Here is an 18,059-nt window from a genome sequence, read left to right as displayed (position 1 = left end):
CAGTCTAACATATTACAAGCCTGCACAGAGGACGCATGGCAAGATACTATGAGATCTACGACTATGACTGGACTTTGATCGTATATATCGCCCCGACAGCGTCACAGACATTCGAACCATGCGCGACTGATCTTACCCTTAACTTCTAATGACACAGCTAACGAGATCGGAGACTTTTATCTCCATCGAATTCCGTCACAGCCATTAAAGCTTTTCAGAAAGATCAGCCATTAGTGAAGCCTTACTTCCCTGGCACCTTAGCCAAACTTCTTTACCGAATGTAAAGGCCCTGAATTAGCAGCTCCGCTCCCTGTTTGCCATCCATTCATCGACCTCATGTTCAACCCAAGCCACACATCGGTCTGAGATTTTGACAGGCCGAGGGAAGCCGCCGTTCTGGATGAGCCTATGCAGTGTGCTTTTACTAATAGCGCAGCGCGCGAGGACTTCATTCTTGCGAATCAACTTTGTCATATCCATGAACTCCCAGATTTCAGGTGAATTCCCGCTTCACCTCTAATACAGGGGTCATATCCGCAGGTTTGCGGTGGAAGGCTCTCAATGCTCGGCAATTTTTCTGGCCCAGCGCCCCTTTCAAACCCGTGAGGCCTTCGATAATGCCATCCGGTAGGGAATGGGCAATGGTTAAGAGGTTAACTTGGTGCTGTTAAAGCGATCTTCTCAAGGGCGGCTAGGCTGGTCGGATTGTTCTTCGCTATCAGCCCAAAAGTCTTCTAACATCCTTTTGATAACCTCTTGGCAGCACTTTTCCGAGGCCCCTGAACGCCCCACCATCATGCGAATGATTTGCTCCTGAGATAACGAACCTAACTCGTGCCGTCGCTGAAGCACTATTTCAACAAGGCGTCGAATTGTCTCTAAGTAAAAAGGATTCTGCTCCATGTCAATGGCGACCACCCCATTAGAGTCCCACCCAACATCAGCGTTACTACCTCTGGAAACGGGCATCCCCATAAGGGGAGGCTCACTATTGGGCTCACCTTGTGGTAGCCGATTTTCTGCTGCAACGGCACGACTCGGAATTCGACGGCGGCGCTCAGCCTTCGGTTTTTCGAGCTCATCAAAATACTTGTGCCCAACATCGCGAAAGAACCCTCGCCGCATATTCTCCTTAACTGGAAGCGAGGGGTTGGTCACAACACTCATTTTCCACTCCTTGTTGGCGAGCATCTCTTTTCCTGGAGTGAACCATAAATGCAGATGAGGGTATTTTTTGTCCAGATAAAGTACGCAGTAGTTGAGGCGCATCCCGACCTTGCCGAGATAGTCCTGAAACCAGTCGGCACACTCCTTTCTGAAGCGGTCAATCGTTTCCCGGGGAGTATCTTTTGTAAGGCTGGGGAGACTCGCAATAACAGTGCCCAACGCTGGCGCGTCAGACCGTATCTTGCGCTCAACCACCTTCCCGTTGCGGGTATTCATCCGATTCACGCACTTGCCCATAGTTGTCTCTATCCACGCCTGGTACTCCCTGATTGAGTCCCACTCCGTATCGATGGGGGTGACCTCAATGGCAGGGCTGTCCACGTGGCGGGAGTGGCTCGGGTCGCGGCGCCCCTCCGCCAGTACCGAGGCCAGGGTTCCTTTTCGCCGTGCTGAGCCCCGGGGGTACCCCTGCAGGCGTACAAACTGGTAGGTGGACATGCTCCCTCCTGTGACTGTCCCGATGAAGTCCATCGTAGCACCCCGGGGAGGCCCTTTTGGGAAGAGCTCAGCATGAGGGATCAATATCGCCCAGTGGAGGTTGTGCGCCCTCGTAACGCGTCATGATTCGTTACGCACAACAATACATTAGTGGTTTTAAATTCATCGTGATTGGATTTCAATACCATTGGGCAGATGAGGTCTTGATGCTACCAGACCGCTGAGAAGCGTCCGTGGTGGCCATTGTGAAGCTGTTCCACTGACTGGTGGTTTCTAATCGCCTTCGCAACGCTCAATGATTGGTAACGCGATACATTTCATTCGTGGTTGGAATCCAATGCTGTTGGATAGACGAGGCGTTAAGAAGTGGACCTAACCGTCTGAAGCACCCAATAGGCCATCGATGCTCTGATCGGATATCCATAGACGTCAGGCCGCCTGGGTCAGTGATTGATGGAAACACACCTGTCCGAGTGCACCCTCTTCCAATCCTCGATGGGACCACTCTCGGTTGTACCAAGTGAGTACTGCTCGCTTTCCGCACGAAAAAAACCGGGGCATGCACCGCAAAGTCGATTATTTGGCCCCTGTATAAAAGAAGAGCCCATGTGGAAGAGGTAAGAAGAGAGTATGAGTGCAAAGTTCTTCCTTCGGAAGCAAGATGTTATCGAGCGCTGCGCCATCAGCCCCAGCACACTGCACAGGCAGATCCAAGCTGGGCAATTCCCGGCACCAGTTCAGCTAGGACCACGTTCGGTAGCATGGTATGAAGATGAAATCGAGTGCTGGATCACCGCCAAGATGCAAGAGCGAGATCAACTAGCTGTAGTCATATAGGAGTCTATCCGCTGGTCAGGAAGGGACGGCCCTTACCCATCACGTAGGCCATTCGCCCGCGCAGCTGGCGCCGCTTGATGACCGAGGCTTCCTCCAGCACCTCCAGGAGAGAGGTCAGCACTGCCTGGGGGACGGGCAGGGCCTCCATGAGGTCCACCAGCGCCGGGGCGCATGCCTCGAGGCGATAGTAGCGAAGGGTGTCCACGACCGCCTGAGCACTGCGATAGGGCTCGACCACCGAGAGACCGTGTCCGCGAAGGGAAACCAGCAGTAGCGGAACGGGCACGCCGCCTTTCCGGCCATTGGGCGCGCGCTGGCGCAGGTGCTGGACGACTCGGGCTTTCCACTCCGGAGGGCTGGGGGCGATGAGCCATTCGTGGTCGAGGGGGATGGCCAGGCACCCGGGCATGTCACCTGAGAGAGGCTCCCGGTCGACAGGGGGTGTCGCTTCGGGGCCATGGGCCGCAGCGGAGCGCCGCAAGCTCTCCAGCTCCTCCTGGAGCTCGCCGGCGAGTGCCTGCAGGGCCTCCATGTCCAGCTGGTCCCGCTCCGCCTGCCAACGCGCCAGCAACGGGTCCTGCACATCGGCGATGTGGGTATCCCCCGTGCCCTGGGGTGGAACCCCCAGATGCAGCGGCCGAGATGGAGAACGGCGCACGGCTTGATCGACGGTGGCTTGAATCGCTACCAAGTCGAGTCGTGGCGCCAGCGCCGCAGGCTGCGACAACGGCTCGGGCCGGCGCTTGGCTTCCAGAGACGGGTGAACCGGCCGGGGCGCCTGGTCGACCACTTCTTCGACAGGGGTGGGGCGAAGCACATGAGGGGACAGCCACTGGCCTCGCCGGCTCTGCCATTGGCGGTACTTCTCATGCCAGATCTGCTTGGCGAGCTGATCCGCGGACATTGCCTCGATCTCGGTATCCTGGGCTTGCCGTTGCGCGTTTCGGCGCAGGACCTCGTTTGCCCGGTCGACGATGCCGTGCAGCTCGGCCCGGAGCGGCTCGGCATGGCGCGCCGTGTCAGGGTGATGGGCCCATGAGGCTCGCTCGGGGTCGAAGAGGGCCTTGCGAAGCTCGGCCGGCGTGAGGCGCCGATCGCTGGCGCGACTCAGGTCGATCTCGATGCAGCGCCAGCCCAGAGCCTCCAGCTTCTGGCGCTTCTCGGCATCCACCTTGTGGGAGACGGCCACCTCCACCAGCAGCGGCCCCTGGGCATCCGTCAGCTGGATATCGGCCACGATCCCGGGGAGAGCCACTTCCTGCCGGATGTCGGTCGCCTCGGCCCGGGGGAGGGCCTCGGCCACGGTGCGAGACAGGGAGCGCGGCTTGCCCTCCAGGTCGTGCAGGGTGCAGCTGATCGTGTGGGCCGGGTGGGTGACCACGCCTTCCTGCTCGAGCATCTTCTTCGCCGCCAGGTGCAGGCCCGTTTCGGCCCCGTACCCGCATTCCTCGGAGCCCGGGGCATGGGCGAAGTGCCAGCGGCGCTTGTCCCCAAGGCGAGCCACGAGGGGAGCATCACAGTAGGCGCAGACGCACCGACACCGCAGCCCGCGATGGTGCTCCGGGGTGAGATCGAGCACCGAGACCACCTCGCGGTTCTCCCCGATAGCGTAATGAATCTCCTCCGATCGCTTGCGCTCGACGTCCATGGCGGTCTCCCCATCTCCATGGCTTGAATCTACTGCCTGGCGTGGGGCCTTGGGAAGGATGGCTGACGCCAGGTATGAGGAAAACGCAGTCGAGGACCACGCAAGCTTGACAACGCTATGGGGCTCTAGCAAAGTTAATGCCAATGTGGTTCTGCTACATGGGCGAGACGAGGCCCGAGCCCCAACTCTATTCGTCATCCTGATTGGATCCGCATACACGATGATTTTCATTGGATTCATCTGCGCAGGTAAATGGGGGCTGTGCGGCGGAGAATTCACATGAAGATCAGCTGCAAGAACGAGTTCAACTCCCTGGTTTCCTCTCTTTGCGCCCTTCTGCGCGAGGAAGGCGTTTCCATCCGCACGTCGAGAGCCCAAAAGCTGCTGGCTCACGCCTTTGGCTACACGTCTGCGAATGGGCTGCTCGGCAACATGCCAGTCGAGCTAAAGGTGACAACACAGGTCATCAGCCGGCTGAGTGAGCTACTGAAGACGAGGCACGGCGTCGATACCATCGCCCCTTCATGGTTGCTCCGAATGCTGGAGCGGGACTTCATGAGCCTCTCGACACGTGAAGGGTTGGACAAAGACTGCTATCCATCCAAACTCCCCGACCATACAAACTATTGGTACCTAACCGATAAAGGCTGGGTCCCGTGGAGCCAAATGGATTTCACGAAATTGCGAGTCGAAGTGGGCATTTACAAGGTGGTTACTTCTTATGCTTCCCCTCCCTTGGAGGAAGGGGAGATGCCTTTTATTTGCCTTGCACGGCCAATATGGACCGCAGACATGGCGCGCGGTGAGTTTGAAGATGAGGCTGAAAAACTGGAGCGAAAATATGGTGAAATGCCTGAAACCAGCCGTATGTACCCCGAGGTGAGGGACGCGCTGTGATCCCTTGGGCTCAGCGCTGGCGCTGACTCGCCAGCCTGCCTTGGATAGCCACAGGGCCTCCCCTCGCCGGGAGGCCCTTTTTCATGGCGGGATGGCGTTCTCAAGAGATCATCCCCAGAGTGGGCACTCCCGATGATGCTCTCCAAGGACTGAATGTACGTCGCGTATGGGTATACCCTCTACTGAGGTATGCCATCTCGATCATCCCTTGTGGATACAAGACCCAGAGTGAGTTACGGGTCTTCAATCTGCTTTACTCATCGACCGTAGGGCTCTACATCAGCCAAGAAACCGCCTCTAGGGCTGTCCATACTTTTACTCACAGGCCATAGGGCCTTCCTGACTGGCGCTGAACCCAGTAGTGGCCATGTTCTTCTGATCTGACCAGCCCTACGGGATCACTACCTGTGATGTCGAATTAGGACTGGGTTAAAAAAATTTCCTTCTTCGACCGCAAAACTCCGTGCCGGACCCCTGTATAGAAAAGAGAGGGAGGTAGGCATCTCGACCCTCTGCATTTCAACTACCCGACACGGAAGGGGGCTTACATGGCAGCTCGTACCAAAACCACCACCACTCGTAATAGCACAGTGATCCGCGCGGTGAAGCTCAACAATCACAAGATCGGCACCAGTGCCGCCCATACCTGGCGCACAATACCGGTGCCACATGCCGACAAGACTCGAACTCATTTGAACGAGGACTGGCGACCGGCGACGAGTCCTAAAGAGCTACAAGCCGCGATTCGCGAGCGCTTGGAATTGGCCGACAATGTGGCCGCCGACTCCGTGCGGGTCATCGAGTACGTAGTGTCTGGTCCGCATGAAGTATTCGCTGAACAGGGAGGTCCCGTAAAGTGGCGCGACTACTTTCGCGATGCTTTGGCGTATTTGGAGGCCCGCCACGGCGCCCAGAATATAGTTGGCGTAAATGTCCAGCTGGACGAGAAGACCCCACATCTCGTGGTCTACGCCGTCCCCCTAGTGAACTACCCCGCAACTACCCGCAAGCGCAACGTGATCGTGGGAAAGCGTGACGGAAAGTTTGTACGAGGCACAAAGCCCTTCCCCGTCCCGGCCCGCACCGCGCTGAGCGCGTCTTACTTCATGGGCCGCAAGGATCTGTTGCGACAGCTACAGACGACATTCGCCGAGGAGGTGGCCATCCCACACGGCTTGCGCCGAGGGCTACGCCACTCAGCAGCGACCCACGTCACCACCAAGGAGTATCACCAAGCCCTGGCCCGCGGCCTGGCCGAGAACTTGAGCCTTTCACCCGATGATCTGGCCCGCCAGGGACTGCTGTGGGACAGAGAAACCCCAGAGGAACACGCTGCCAGGGTGAGCGCCTTCGTGGTCGAGCACTACGCCCCCACAGTAGCCAGGGCTGCGACAGCAGACATCGAGCGTCGCCGCGCGGACGAGATGGAGGAGACCGCCCGTCGCACTGAGGCCGCCCTGGACGAGGAGCGCCGGGCCCATCAGCGGACTCTGGAGCACCTAGAGGCGCTGGTGGCTGGCCTCACAGCTGAGGAGGTTGAGGGCATCAAAGAGGTCTCCCGTGACCGTCTGCGGGAACGACGCGAGGCCGAAGAGGCCCGCAAACGGGAGGAGCTCAAGCGCCAGGAAGCGGAGTCCGCGGAACGCCAGCGCCTCGAGGATAAGAAAGCCACCCGGCTGTGTCACCTGACCGCCGAGGACTTGGCCCGGCTGGAGGATAGCGAACGCGTGAAGGCGTGGCGTCTGGCCGCGGCCCGCGGCGATCTGGAGGCGACACTGGACGCCTGGGCTGAGAGCGGTCTGTTCGAGGTAGACGGCAGTCTGACGCCGCGGGGCCGAGCTCTGGTCGAGGGGGAAGTGCCCACAGTCCCAGTGGGCAAAAAAACCCAGGAAGCGACTCCGGCCAAGCCCCAGAAGGCCATGTCGCCGCGATCACCGTTTGAACGTTGAGAAGCATCCACTAGAGGTGGATCAACGCTCTAAGGCGGCTCAGGGAAGAGCGCCATAATGACCCACTTGGCAATTTCAACTCTCCAACTTGGGCGGAGAGACGTGATGGAAATGCGAGCACATAACCCACGAAATGCGCATTCAAAGGCTAGGCAATGGAGAAAGGATCGGGCACTATAAATAAGATATTATAAACGAACAGAGCAAGGAGCCTAGCTTGAACACAGGGAATCGAGAAGGTTGGCGTCGACTGTGGATGGCGGCCAACATGATATGGGTAATGGGCGGAATCATAGTTGGGGCTGTCTTCGTCATTGATCAGGTCTATCCGAGTGTCAAGCGGGATGGGTACGACATGGATGACGCTCTCATGCTTATGGCTGTACTTGCTTGGATAGTTCTGCCACCAATTGGCCTAAGGATTGCTGTCAGCCTCGGCCAATGGATTTACGAAGGTTTCAAGGATAGTAACTCAACTATGAGTGCCGGGCTATCATCCCAAGGCGCAGTCACACAGATTGAAGGGGGCGGAAAAGCTGAAGACTATGAGCTAGCTGATATTGAGGCAGCTGGGAGTCGCTATTCCAGCAAAGTGCAATCCAGTGAGCTCGAGGGGAAGACATCCCCTAAACATTGGATGGTGGGGCTTTACGAGCGAAATCGAAAGTATGTCCATAGCCTGCCGCTACTCCTCGTGATTCTTGGTGGAGCGAGCGGTTTATTCTTAGGTCTCGGCTATCGACATGAGCCCGGAGAAAGTGAGCTACTAAGGGGGCTACTCGTGACGGGGCTGCTGTTCCCACCCCTCGCCCTCATCATATATGTGTGCTTGGTATACATTTACCTAGGGTACTCCGCGTTCAAGGGGCGATTGCCCAAGCTTGATCTTGCTTTGGTCTTTTTGTTGCCAGCAGCTGGAGTTTTTTCAGCAGCGGCCACCACCCTGCATGAAATGGCAGGAAGGTTCGAGTTCGGAATGTTTGCAATAGCGGCAGAGCACGATGCGCTTTTCGATATTTTGGGGGAAAGTGCCGGCAGGGCTGGTCTACCTATTGCGGTTCTCCACCTGGCGATCTTTTCTCTCTTGGAGAGGAAGAGGAATCCAAAGTCCATGGCGAGTGTGTTGACAGGATGGTCGCTAGTGTTTTTGGTCTTTACGGGGCTTTCATACGGACTGAATGTAACCGGCCGGTGATTCAATTTTCCGCTGAGCCCCGACTTCCATGACGGTAGGTGTCCACCTATTTCTTAGTGGACACCTACCATGAGTGAGTTAAGTGTGTTGGAGGCACCACGGAAGCATCGCCGCTTCACTGTCGAGTTCAAGGCCAGGATCGTCGAGGCATCATAGCAGCCCAGAGCTTCGGGGGCCGGCATCGCGTTGGAGCATGCCCTGAACGCCAACCAGGTGCACAAGTGGATCCGGGATGCTCGTCGTCAGGAGACGGTGAGTGACATGCCAGCATTTGCCCCTGTGCCATTAGCGAGTACCACAGCGCCGGGGACGGCCCAGCTTCAGGAGGCCTGAGCGTATCCTCTTCTCGATACCGAGTCCCAAGGGAACGGTGACCATCGAGTGGCCGGTGTCTGATGCAGAAGGCTGTCGGGCGCTGCTTTAGGATCTGCTGTCGTGATCCATATCGATGGGATCTGGTTGGCCAACGAGCCCCTGGACATGCGCGCCAGTCCCGATACAGCATTGGCCCGGATGGTGAAGGTATTCGGCACCCGACCGCACTGCTCCATACTACGAACAGACAGCCCCTTCACACCTTGTTACGCTAAGGCCCATTAGCGCATCTCAAATGCCTGGCAGCCCCAGGGATGCGCAACCAAAACCAGGGAACGGCGTCGTTCGCCCGGAACCAATGGGAAGCTGGAGCCAGCAAGATAGGGGGGATGAATGGGTCATCATCAACAGTTTGCACCGGGGATGCGGCTGGAGATACGCGATGCCGAGTGGCGCCTCACTCGCCTGGATCATTCGAGCGATGGCGGCTACCTGCTCGGGTGTACAGGCGTCTCAGAGCTGGTGCGCGGCCGCGAGGCCCAATTCCTCAGCCGGCTGGAAGACGAGATCCGCATCCTCGACCCGGCTACCACCGAACTGGTCGATGACCTCTCCCAGGGCTACCGGGCCGGCCTGCTCAACCTGGCCACTCAGCTCCGCGACACCGCTCCCGCCGACGAGCGCATCCATCTCGGCCACCACGCCGCAATGGACGCCCTACCCTTTCAGCTCGAGCCCACCCGCCAGGCGCTGGACCAGCCTCGGGCACGAATCCTGATCGCTGACGCCGTGGGCATGGGCAAGACCCTGGAGGCCGGCATCCTCACCAGCGAGCTGATCGCCCGCGGCCGCGGCAAGCGCATCCTGGTACTGGCGGTGAAGTCGATGCTCGGCCAGTTCCAGCAGGAGTTCTGGAACCGCTTCACCATTCCGCTCACGCGGCTCGACTCCCAGGGGCTGGCAAGGGTACGGGGCCGGATCCCGGCCAACCACAACCCCTTCCACTACTTCGACCGGGCGATCATCTCCATCGATACCCTTAAGCAGGATATCGAGTACCGCCACTACCTGGAGCAGGCTCACTGGGACATCATCATCATCGATGAAGCCCACAATGTGGCCGAGCGAGCCGGGGCTCACGGCGCCTCCCAGCGTGCCCGTCTGGCCCGGCTGCTGGCCACGCGTTCCGACACTCTGATCATGCTCTCGGCCACGCCCCACGACGGCAAGCCCGAGAGCTTCGCCAGCCTGATGAACATGCTGGATCCCACGGCCATCGCCAACCCCAGCGACTACGCCCACGAGGACTTCCGCGACAAGGGCCTGGTGATCCGCCGCTTCAAGAAGGACGTGCGCGACCAGCTCGGTGACTTCCCAGATCGCGAGATCGCCCGCCATCGGGCGCCGGCCAGCCCCGAGGAAGAGCACGCCTTCGACGAGCTGATGAATGTCAGCTTCCATACCCTGGACGGCAAACGCACCGCCGGCAGCGGCCTGTTTCGCACCCGACTGGAGAAGACGTTGTTCTCCAGTCCCGCCGCCTGCCTCTCCACCATCGAGAACCGCCTGGCAAGGCTGCAGAAGCAGGAGCAAAGCCCCGAGCGAGACGCCGATATTTCCAGCCTCGAGGGACTGGCCCTCGCAGTGCGGGCGGTCACCCCCGAACGCTTCGGCAAGTATCAGACACTCCTCGAGCTCCTTGGGCGCAAGGCCGGCCAGGGAGAACTGGACTGGAGCCGCGGCAGTGACGACCGGCTGGTGATCTTCACCGAGAGCCTGGTCACCCTGGCGTTTCTCGAGGAACACCTGCCTGTCGACGCCGGCCTCAGCGCCAAACAGGTCGGTGTGTTGCGCGGCACCGATCGTGACCGCGACATCATGGCCACCGTGGAAGCGTTCAACCGAGGGGATAGCCAGCTGCGCTTGCTGCTCTGCTCCGACGTAGCCGCCGAAGGCATCAACCTGCACCACCGCGCCCATCGACTGGTGCACTTCGATATCCCCTGGTCGCTCATGGTCTTCCAGCAGCGCAACGGCCGCATCGACCGCTACGGCCAGAGCCAGTCACCGCAAATCCGCTACCTGCTCACCGAGTCACAGCATCCCAAGGTACGCGGCGACCAGCGTGTGCTCGAGGTACTGATCGACAAGGACGACCAGGCTAGCCGCAACATCGGCGACCCCTCCGAGTTCAGCGCCGGTCGCACTCAAGAGGAGCAGGAGGCCCAGGTGACAGAGGTGCTGGAACGCGACGACGACCCCAACGACCTCTCGGCCATCTTCGCTGGCCTGCTCGACGACCAACTCGCGCACAGTGAGTCACCGCTGGAAGCCTTCATCCCCGAGGCACCTCCCGCCAGAGACCTGGCCTCGCTGACCGCTCAGCCACCGCGGCTCTACTCCAGCACTCTTGCCTGGTCCCGGGCCGCCATCGACTGGCTGCGCCAGGCCATGCGCGACCAGGGACAGGAGCTGCAGGCCAACGTGGATGAGAGTGCCCAGCGCCTCGAGCTCGTCGCTCCCGACGACCTGCGCCAGCGGCTCGCCTACCTGCCGCGCGAGATCCGCCCCGAGCATGACCGCTTCATTCTTACCGCCGACATCGCCCGCATGCAGCAGGCCCTCGACCAGGCTCGCCAGGAGGACGACCCCTGGCCCACCGTGCAGTACCTCTGGCCGCTGCACCCGGTGATGGAGTGGCTCCGCGATCGCATCCTCAACGCCTTCGGCCGTCATACCGCCCCGGTGATCCGAGTGCCCGACCACCTTCCCGCTGGCCAGGCCCGCTTCCTGCTCCAGGGGGGCTACCCAAACCGACGCGGCCAGTCGCTGATTCAGGCCTGGTGTGCCGTTCCCGTGGACACCACCAGCGGTAACGTCGGAGAACCCATCCCCCTCGAGGAGGCCCTGGCCGAGCTGGAACTCGACCCCACCGCCCTACCCAACCCCGGCATTCGCGGCGACACCACGCCCCTGCAAAACGCCCTGCCCGCCGCCGTGACTGCCGCCGAGCGCTACCTTGAGGCCACTCGCCAAGTTCGCGAAGCCGAGCTCAACGAGCGCCTCAACGCTCAGATGCAGGCCATGGACGCTCTCAAGGGCCGCCACCAGCAACAAATCGAACTCGACCTCGCCGCCAGCCGCGAGCAGGAAGCCCGCAAGCAGCGTCGCCGTGAGGAGCGCACCGCCCAGCTCGAGCGCGTCTTCGACGACTACCTGGACTGGCTGGAGGCCACCCAACAGATCGAGCGCCAGCCCTGGCTCCAGGTCGCCGCCGTTTTCACCGGCGACCCCGCCACTCCGCTGGAGACGCAGGCATGATGGGCGTTATGACGGCGTTCACGACGGTTCGTCCTCGCCTGACGAATTGCCGCGCAATGACAACGGCCGTTGCCTTGCGTGCCGATATCGGCGTGCCTATAATACGCGTCAACACACCCGCCAAGCCTATGGCTGCTCCGGCAGTTACGCTTAAATCGCGCGGGTTTTTTATTGCCCGCCGCAACGCCCAAGGCCACTCCGCAAAGGAGGTGGCCTCATGACGCGCTTCACCAAGCCAGCCCTCACCGCCAGAGAACAGCTCGAGCTACTGGTCGAGCGCGGCCTCCAGGTACAAGACGCCGATCGAGCCCTCCGCCTGCTGGAGGTCACTACGCTGTTCAGGCTCAGCCCCTATATGCGGCCTTTCCAGTACCCCGAGGATAGGGACCACGCCTTCAAGCCAGGTAGCCAGCTCGCTGACATCGTTCGGGCGTACCGCTTCGACAGCGACTTGCGGCAGTTGCTGATGGTCGCACTGGAGCGAGTAGAAGTTGCGGTCCGCGCCTGCATCAGTCACCACATGGCACCGACCTACGGCCCCCACTGGTACCTGGACCGGAGCCTGTTCAGCCACCGCTACCGCTTCGGCCGCATGATCGGCGATATCGAGAACACCCTGGCGTCGGAACGGACGAAGTTCCAGCGCGAACAGCAGCAGATACTTAAGAGCCGCGTATCTGACAAGGTGAAGGATCAACGCATCGAGAGCCGCAAGCGAGATAACTACCCCCGCTTCTATGCCGAGACCTACTCCGATCCTTGCTTGCCGCCATCGTGGGCCGCGCTCGAAGAGATGAGCCTGGGCGCCATCTCCCACCTCTATCAGGGTTTGGCGAAAGACCGGGACAGGAAAGCGATCGCGACCCGCTTCGGCCTCCCGCAGAGGGTCCTCGGCAGTTGGCTGCATACCCTGACCTTCGTGCGCAATATCTGCGCGCACCACGCCAGGCTATGGAACCGCGAGCTTGGGATTCCGCCCAGGTGGGATGACAGCATTCCCACCCCTGATGGCCGCCCGGGGCGTGATGTCCCCCGGCGCCTGTTTACGGTGATGGCCATGCTGACCCACCTCACCACCCAGATCAGTCCGGACACCCGCTGGCCCGGTCGCTTGCAAGCGCTGTTGGCGGAGTACCCCGATATCCCTCGCCAGCCCATGGGCTTCCCGGACGACTGGCAGCAACGACTCGCATCGCTACATCCGCTACCGCCGGCAGCGACCGGCGGGGCACAGACGCGTTAAGGCAAGGAACGCTATGGCATACGCAGGCATCGTCAACGACAACGAGTTCTACAGCGAGCACTACCTCGCCGATATCTTCGAAGGCGACATCCGCGGGGTGCTCGAAGCCTGGCAGCAGCGCGCCAACGAAAGCGGCGACGAGACGCCCTGGGGCTTGCTGCGCCGCGGCGCCCACGAGAGGCTGCGCGAGATCGAGGCCGTGCAGGCCCTGAGCCGTCGCGGCCGCGCCCGCGAGGCGGTAGACGCCGCCCGGGCCCTGGCCCGTCCTCTGCTCGAGGCCTTCGGCTATACGACACATCCCGAGCGGCGCCTGCTCAGCGACGATTGCGAGATCCCGCTGCTGGCGGAACTGGCCGGCCAGGACGGCACGCCCCTGCTGTGGGTCATCGAGGCGCTGCCCCTCGAGGAGCCGGAAGGCGACCCTCTGACCACCGCGCCACTACCTGCCCAGTACAAGGCGCTCTCCGAGACCCCGCTGCCCACCGCCCTGCAGCGCGACCTCGACTCGGAGACGCCGTCCAGCTGGCAGAGCCTGCTCTCCCGCGAGGTATTCGCCCGCGAGCACCCGCCGCGCTGGGTACTGCTGGTGGCCCCGCACCAGTGGGTGCTGGTCGACCGCACCCGCTTCGCCCGCGGCCAGCTGCTGCGCTTCGACTGGGTGGAGCTTCTGGCCCGCCGCGAGACCGAAGCGCTGAAGGCAGCAAGCATCTTGCTTGGGCGCGAATCGCTACTCGAGGCCAACGGCCAGAGCCTGCTCGACAGCCTTGACGAGAACGCCCACAAGCACGCCTACGCGGTCAGCGAGGACCTCAAGTACGCCCTGCGCGAATGCATCGAGCTGCTCGGCAACGAGGCCGCCCGCCAGCTGATAGCGCGCGCCCGCGCCCGCAAGGAGGGCATCTACTCCGGCCAACTCGATCCCGAGCGACTCTCCCGCGAGTGCCTGCGCTATATGTACCGGCTGTTGTTCCTGTTCTATATCGAGGCCCGCCCCGAGCTCGGCTACGCCCCTGTGGACAGTGCCGTCTACCTCAGCGGCTACTCCCTGGAAGGCCTGCGCCAACTGGAGATGGTGCCGCTCACCAGCGAGCGCGAACGCCGGGGCAGCTTCCTTCACCACTCCATCACCCGGCTCTTCCGCCTGGTGCACGAGGGCGTGGAGGCGCCCCACACCGACAGCCTCGATTTCGACGGCCTGAGTACCGAAGGGAGCGCCGCTCGCCAGGCCGGGCGCAGCGCCTTCACCCTGCCGGCGCTCAAGAGCCACCTCTTCGATCCCGAGCGTACCCGCCTGCTCAACGAAGTGGTCTTCCCCAACGCCGTCTGGCAGCAGGTGATTCACAAGATGTCGCTGTCGCGGCCCAATGGGGGCCGGGGCAATCGCCGCCGCGGGCGTATCAGCTATGCGCGCCTGGGCATCAACCAGCTCGGCGCCGTCTACGAGGCACTGCTCAGCTACCGCGGCTTTTTCGCCGAACAGGAGCTCTTCGAGGTCAAGAAGGCCGGCGAGGCCAACCCCGACCCGCTCGATACCGGCTACTTCGTCACCGCCGAACAGCTGGAACACTTCCGCGAGGACGAGAAGGTCTTCGACCGAGATGAGGCCGGCCACCGGGTGCTGCGCCGCCACCCCCGTGGCAGCTTCCTCTACCGCCTGGCCGGGCGAGACCGCGAAAAGAGCGCCTCCTACTACACGCCGGAGGTGCTCACCCGCTCGCTGGTCAAGTACGCCTTGAAGGAGCTCTACGCCGAACAGCTCGACCCGTTGCCCGATGATGCCGCTCGCGCCGGGCGCCTGCTCGAGTTGACGATCTGTGAGCCGGCCATGGGCAGCGCCGCCTTCTTGAACGAGGCCATCGACCAGCTCGCCGACAAGTACCTGGCCCTGGCCCAGAGCGCCCGCCAACAGGCAGATCCCGCCGCCGACAGGATTCCCCAGGCCGACTACGCCTTCGAGAAGCAGCGGGTGAAGATGTACCTGGCCGACCACTCCGTCTTCGGCGTCGACCTCAACCCCGTGGCCGTGGAGCTGGCCGAGGTCTCGCTGTGGCTCGGCGCGCTCTCTGCCGACCGCTTCGTGCCCTGGTTCGGCTTCCAGCTGCGCACCGGCAACTCGCTGATCGGCGCCCGCCGCGAGGCCTACCCGGCCAGCGCCTTGAAGCTCAAGCCCAAGGATCCGGCGGCCTGGCTCAACCGCGCCGGCGATACGGTGCCGCTTGCCACCGACGACGACGGCGAAGACGCGCCGCTCGGCGAGCGCATCTGGCACTTCCTGCTGCCCTATGGCGGCATGGCCGACTATTCCGACAAGGTCGCCAAGCAGCTCTTCAAGGACGAGCTGGCCGCCATCAAGGCCTGGAAGAAGCCCTTCACCAAGCCCTTCGACGCCACCGAGCTCAAGCGCCTACAGAAGCTCAGCGCCCAGGTGGAGGCGCTGTGGACCGAGCACGCCCGGGAGCTCTCTCGCATCCGTGAGCGCACCAGCGACCCCTACCCCATCTACGGCCACGAGGCCCGGGGCGAGGCCACCAGCCTGGCCTGGAAGGACGCCCTGGAGGCCTCGCTCACCGAGCGCTACCAGCAGAGCGCCCCGGCCTACCGCCGCCTCAAGCTGGCCATGGATTACTGGTGCGCGCTGTGGTTCTGGCCCATCGACCGGACCGAGGAGCTGCCCAACCGCGAGGAGTGGCTTTGGGACCTTGAGACCCTGCTGCTCGGCGACACCATCGGCGCCGGCCCCAGCCACGACACCCCGGATCTCTTCCAGCTCGAGCCGGATCGTGTCGAGGAAGGCCAGCGTTTCGTCGACCGCTTCGGCGTGGTCAAGCTCGACACCCTGTTCCGCGCCTGCCCGCGCCTCCAACTCGCCGACGAGCTGGCTGAGCGGCGGCGCTTCTTCCACTGGGAGCTGGAGTTCGCCGATATCTTCGCCGGCAACGTCAGCGGCCGCCGCGGCTTTGACCTGGTGCTGGGGAACCCGCCCTGGCTCAAGGTGGAGTGGCAGGAAGGCGGCATCATGGGCGATCACCAGCCGCTCTTCGCCCTGCGCAAGGTTTCCGCCAGCAAGCTCGCCGAACTGCGCGAGCAGGCCTTCCACGATCACCCCGCCCTGCTCACCGCCTGGCGCGAGGAGTACGAGGAGAGCGAAGGCACCCAGGCCTTTCTCAATGCGAGCAGCAACTACCCGCTGCTCGCCGGCCAGAAGGCCAACCTCTACAAGTGCTTCCTGCCCACCGCCTGGCGGCTGGGCAGCGAACAAGGCATCGCCGGTTTCCTGCATCCCGAGGGCATCTACGATGACCCCAGGGGCGGCACTTTCCGCGAGGCGATATATCCCCGACTGCGGGCACATTTTCAGTTTATAAACGAGACCAAGCTGTTTGCCGAGGTCGATAACCACACTCGTTATAGCGCCAATATCTACGGGCCAGCCAAGATATCACCTCGCTTCTGGCAACTCGGCAATCTCTTCGTGCCCAACACCATCGATGCCTGCTTTTCGCACAATGGCGAGGGCGAGGTGCCCGGAAGCAAGGAAGAGTATGAGGGAGAGGACGGCCGGACACGGGTGAAATGGGATTTCACCGGCCACCGCGACCGCTTGATCCAGGTCGACACCAATACCCTGGCGCTCTTCGCCTCACTCTATGACGAAAGCGGCACTCCACCGCTCCAAGCGCGCCTGCCCGCACTGCATGCACACCAGCTGCTTAGCGTACTGGAGCGCTTCGCCGCTCAGCCAACCCGCCTTGCTGACCTGAAGGGTGATTGCTATTCCACCCAGCATTGGAACGAGGTCAACGCACAGCATGACGGCACTATGAGACGCCAAACGTGCTTTCCCAATGATGCAAGTGAATGGATACTTAGCGGTCCACACTTCTTCGCCGGCAACCCGATCTTCAAGTCGCCTCGCCCAGGCTGCAAGAGCAACAAGGACTACGATAGCCTCGACCTGGAAACCCTGCCCGACGACTACCTGCCGCGCACCAACTACGTGCCCGCCTGCAACCCCGACACCTATGCCGCCCGCACCCCGCGTGTTAGCTGGATCGAAGAAGGGAAAACGCAGCCCAGGAAGGTGACGGCATATTATCGGTTTGTGAACCGGGAAATGATCGGGCCGTCATCAGAAAGAACACTCATCACCACTATTCTTCCGCCCGGTGTCAGCCATATCAATACCTGCCTTGGTTCGGCCTTGAAGACCCATGGCCATCTGCTCGACTTTTTTTGCATGACCCTCTCAGTCCCGCTCGACTACCGGGTCAAGAGCACCGGCATGGGTCATGCTAATACCACCTTGATCAACCAGTTGCCGGTACTCACCGCCGATGCTTATAGATCAGGGCTACATTGCCGGGCATTGGCACTGACCAGCCTGACGACCCATTACGCCGATCTCTGGCAGTCTTGCTGGAAAGACGATTTCAACCAGACCCGCTGGGCCAGCCAGAGCCCGTTGCTGGACCAAGAGTTCTTTTCGAAGCTCACTCCAGAGTGGCAGCGCCACTGCGCCCTGCGCAGCGACTACTCTCGCCGTCAGGCCCTGGTCGAGATCGACGTGCTGGTCGCCCAGGCGCTGGGCATGACCCTGGAAGAGCTCAAGACGATCTATCGCGTGCAGTTCTCAGTGATGCGTCAGTACGAAGCCGACACCTGGTACGACGCCCGCGGCCGCATCGTCTTCACCCCCAGCAAGGGCCTCGTCGGCGTCGGCCTGCCGCGCAAGGCCAACAGGAAGGACCTGGACAACGACATCCACTACTCCATCGAATCCCCAGATCGGGCGGAGTATGGCATCGCCCTCGGCTGGGAAGATATCCAGAACATGCAGGAAGGCGTCGTCCGCAAGACCTATCTCGACGACACCCTCCCCGACGGCCCCTGGGAGAAAACCGTGGTATACCACGCCCCCTTCACCCGCCCGGATCGGGAGAAGGACTACGAAGAAGCCTGGGCGTTTTTTGAAGTCACAGCTAACTAACC

Annotated in this window: 10 protein-coding genes; 7 read left to right on the top strand and 3 right to left on the bottom strand. The window is 61.6% G+C overall.

Annotated features, from left to right (window positions below; all coding sequences use genetic code 11):
- Positions 1-294 precede the first annotated feature (294 nt).
- Both QWY76_RS01765 and QWY76_RS01760 read right to left on the bottom strand, forming a co-directional pair.
- Complete coding sequence (locus QWY76_RS01765; RefSeq protein ID WP_290309392.1) at positions 295-474, bottom strand: helix-turn-helix transcriptional regulator; 180 nt, start codon at positions 472-474, stop codon at positions 295-297.
- A 207-nt stretch (positions 475-681) separates the two neighbouring features.
- The gene (locus tag QWY76_RS01760; protein WP_290309391.1) at positions 682-1,665 is read right to left on the bottom strand and encodes a plasmid recombination protein; all 984 of its coding nucleotides are present in this window, start codon (positions 1,663-1,665) and stop codon (positions 682-684) included.
- Positions 1,666-2,295: 630 nt separating this feature from the next.
- Between QWY76_RS01760 and QWY76_RS20060 the strand changes: the two genes are divergently transcribed.
- Positions 2,296-2,502, top strand: a complete 207-nt coding sequence (locus QWY76_RS20060) for a helix-turn-helix transcriptional regulator (protein WP_353960383.1) — start codon at positions 2,296-2,298, stop codon at positions 2,500-2,502.
- Between the two features lie 4 nt (positions 2,503-2,506).
- On the opposite strand, the gene QWY76_RS01755 is transcribed toward QWY76_RS20060, so the two are convergent.
- Entirely contained in the window at positions 2,507-4,150 is a 1,644-nt protein-coding gene (locus tag QWY76_RS01755; RefSeq protein WP_290309390.1) for a competence protein CoiA family protein, read from the bottom strand.
- Positions 4,151-4,429: 279 nt separating this feature from the next.
- Between QWY76_RS01755 and QWY76_RS01750 the strand changes: the two genes are divergently transcribed.
- From QWY76_RS01750 to QWY76_RS01725, 6 genes are all read left to right on the top strand, one after another.
- Positions 4,430-5,047 carry a hypothetical protein gene (locus QWY76_RS01750; RefSeq protein ID WP_290309389.1) on the top strand — a complete coding sequence of 206 codons (618 nt, stop codon included), beginning with the start codon at positions 4,430-4,432 and terminating at the stop codon, positions 5,045-5,047.
- Positions 5,048-5,595: 548 nt separating this feature from the next.
- A complete protein-coding gene (mobV, locus tag QWY76_RS01745) occupies positions 5,596-6,996 on the top strand; it encodes a MobV family relaxase (protein ID WP_290309388.1) in 1,401 nt (466 codons plus the stop codon).
- Between the two features lie 256 nt (positions 6,997-7,252).
- A complete protein-coding gene (locus QWY76_RS01740; RefSeq protein WP_290309387.1) occupies positions 7,253-8,191 on the top strand; it encodes a hypothetical protein in 939 nt (312 codons plus the stop codon).
- 708 nt (positions 8,192-8,899) lie between these two features.
- Complete coding sequence (locus QWY76_RS01735; RefSeq protein ID WP_290309386.1) at positions 8,900-11,827, top strand: DEAD/DEAH box helicase; 2,928 nt, start codon at positions 8,900-8,902, stop codon at positions 11,825-11,827.
- 217 nt (positions 11,828-12,044) lie between these two features.
- On the top strand, positions 12,045-13,070 hold the full coding sequence (locus QWY76_RS01730) for an Abi family protein (RefSeq protein WP_290309385.1): 1,026 nt from the start codon (positions 12,045-12,047) through the stop codon (positions 13,068-13,070).
- Positions 13,071-13,083: 13 nt separating this feature from the next.
- On the top strand, positions 13,084-18,057 hold the full coding sequence (locus tag QWY76_RS01725; protein ID WP_290309384.1) for a DNA methyltransferase family protein: 4,974 nt from the start codon (positions 13,084-13,086) through the stop codon (positions 18,055-18,057).
- The last annotated feature ends 2 nt before the right edge of the window (positions 18,058-18,059 follow it).

The organism is Halomonas maura (assembly GCF_030409305.1).
GTDB lineage: Bacteria > Pseudomonadota > Gammaproteobacteria > Pseudomonadales > Halomonadaceae > Halomonas > Halomonas maura.
Note: the sequence above shows the minus strand (reverse complement) of the source record. Positions and strands in the feature narration are given on the sequence as shown.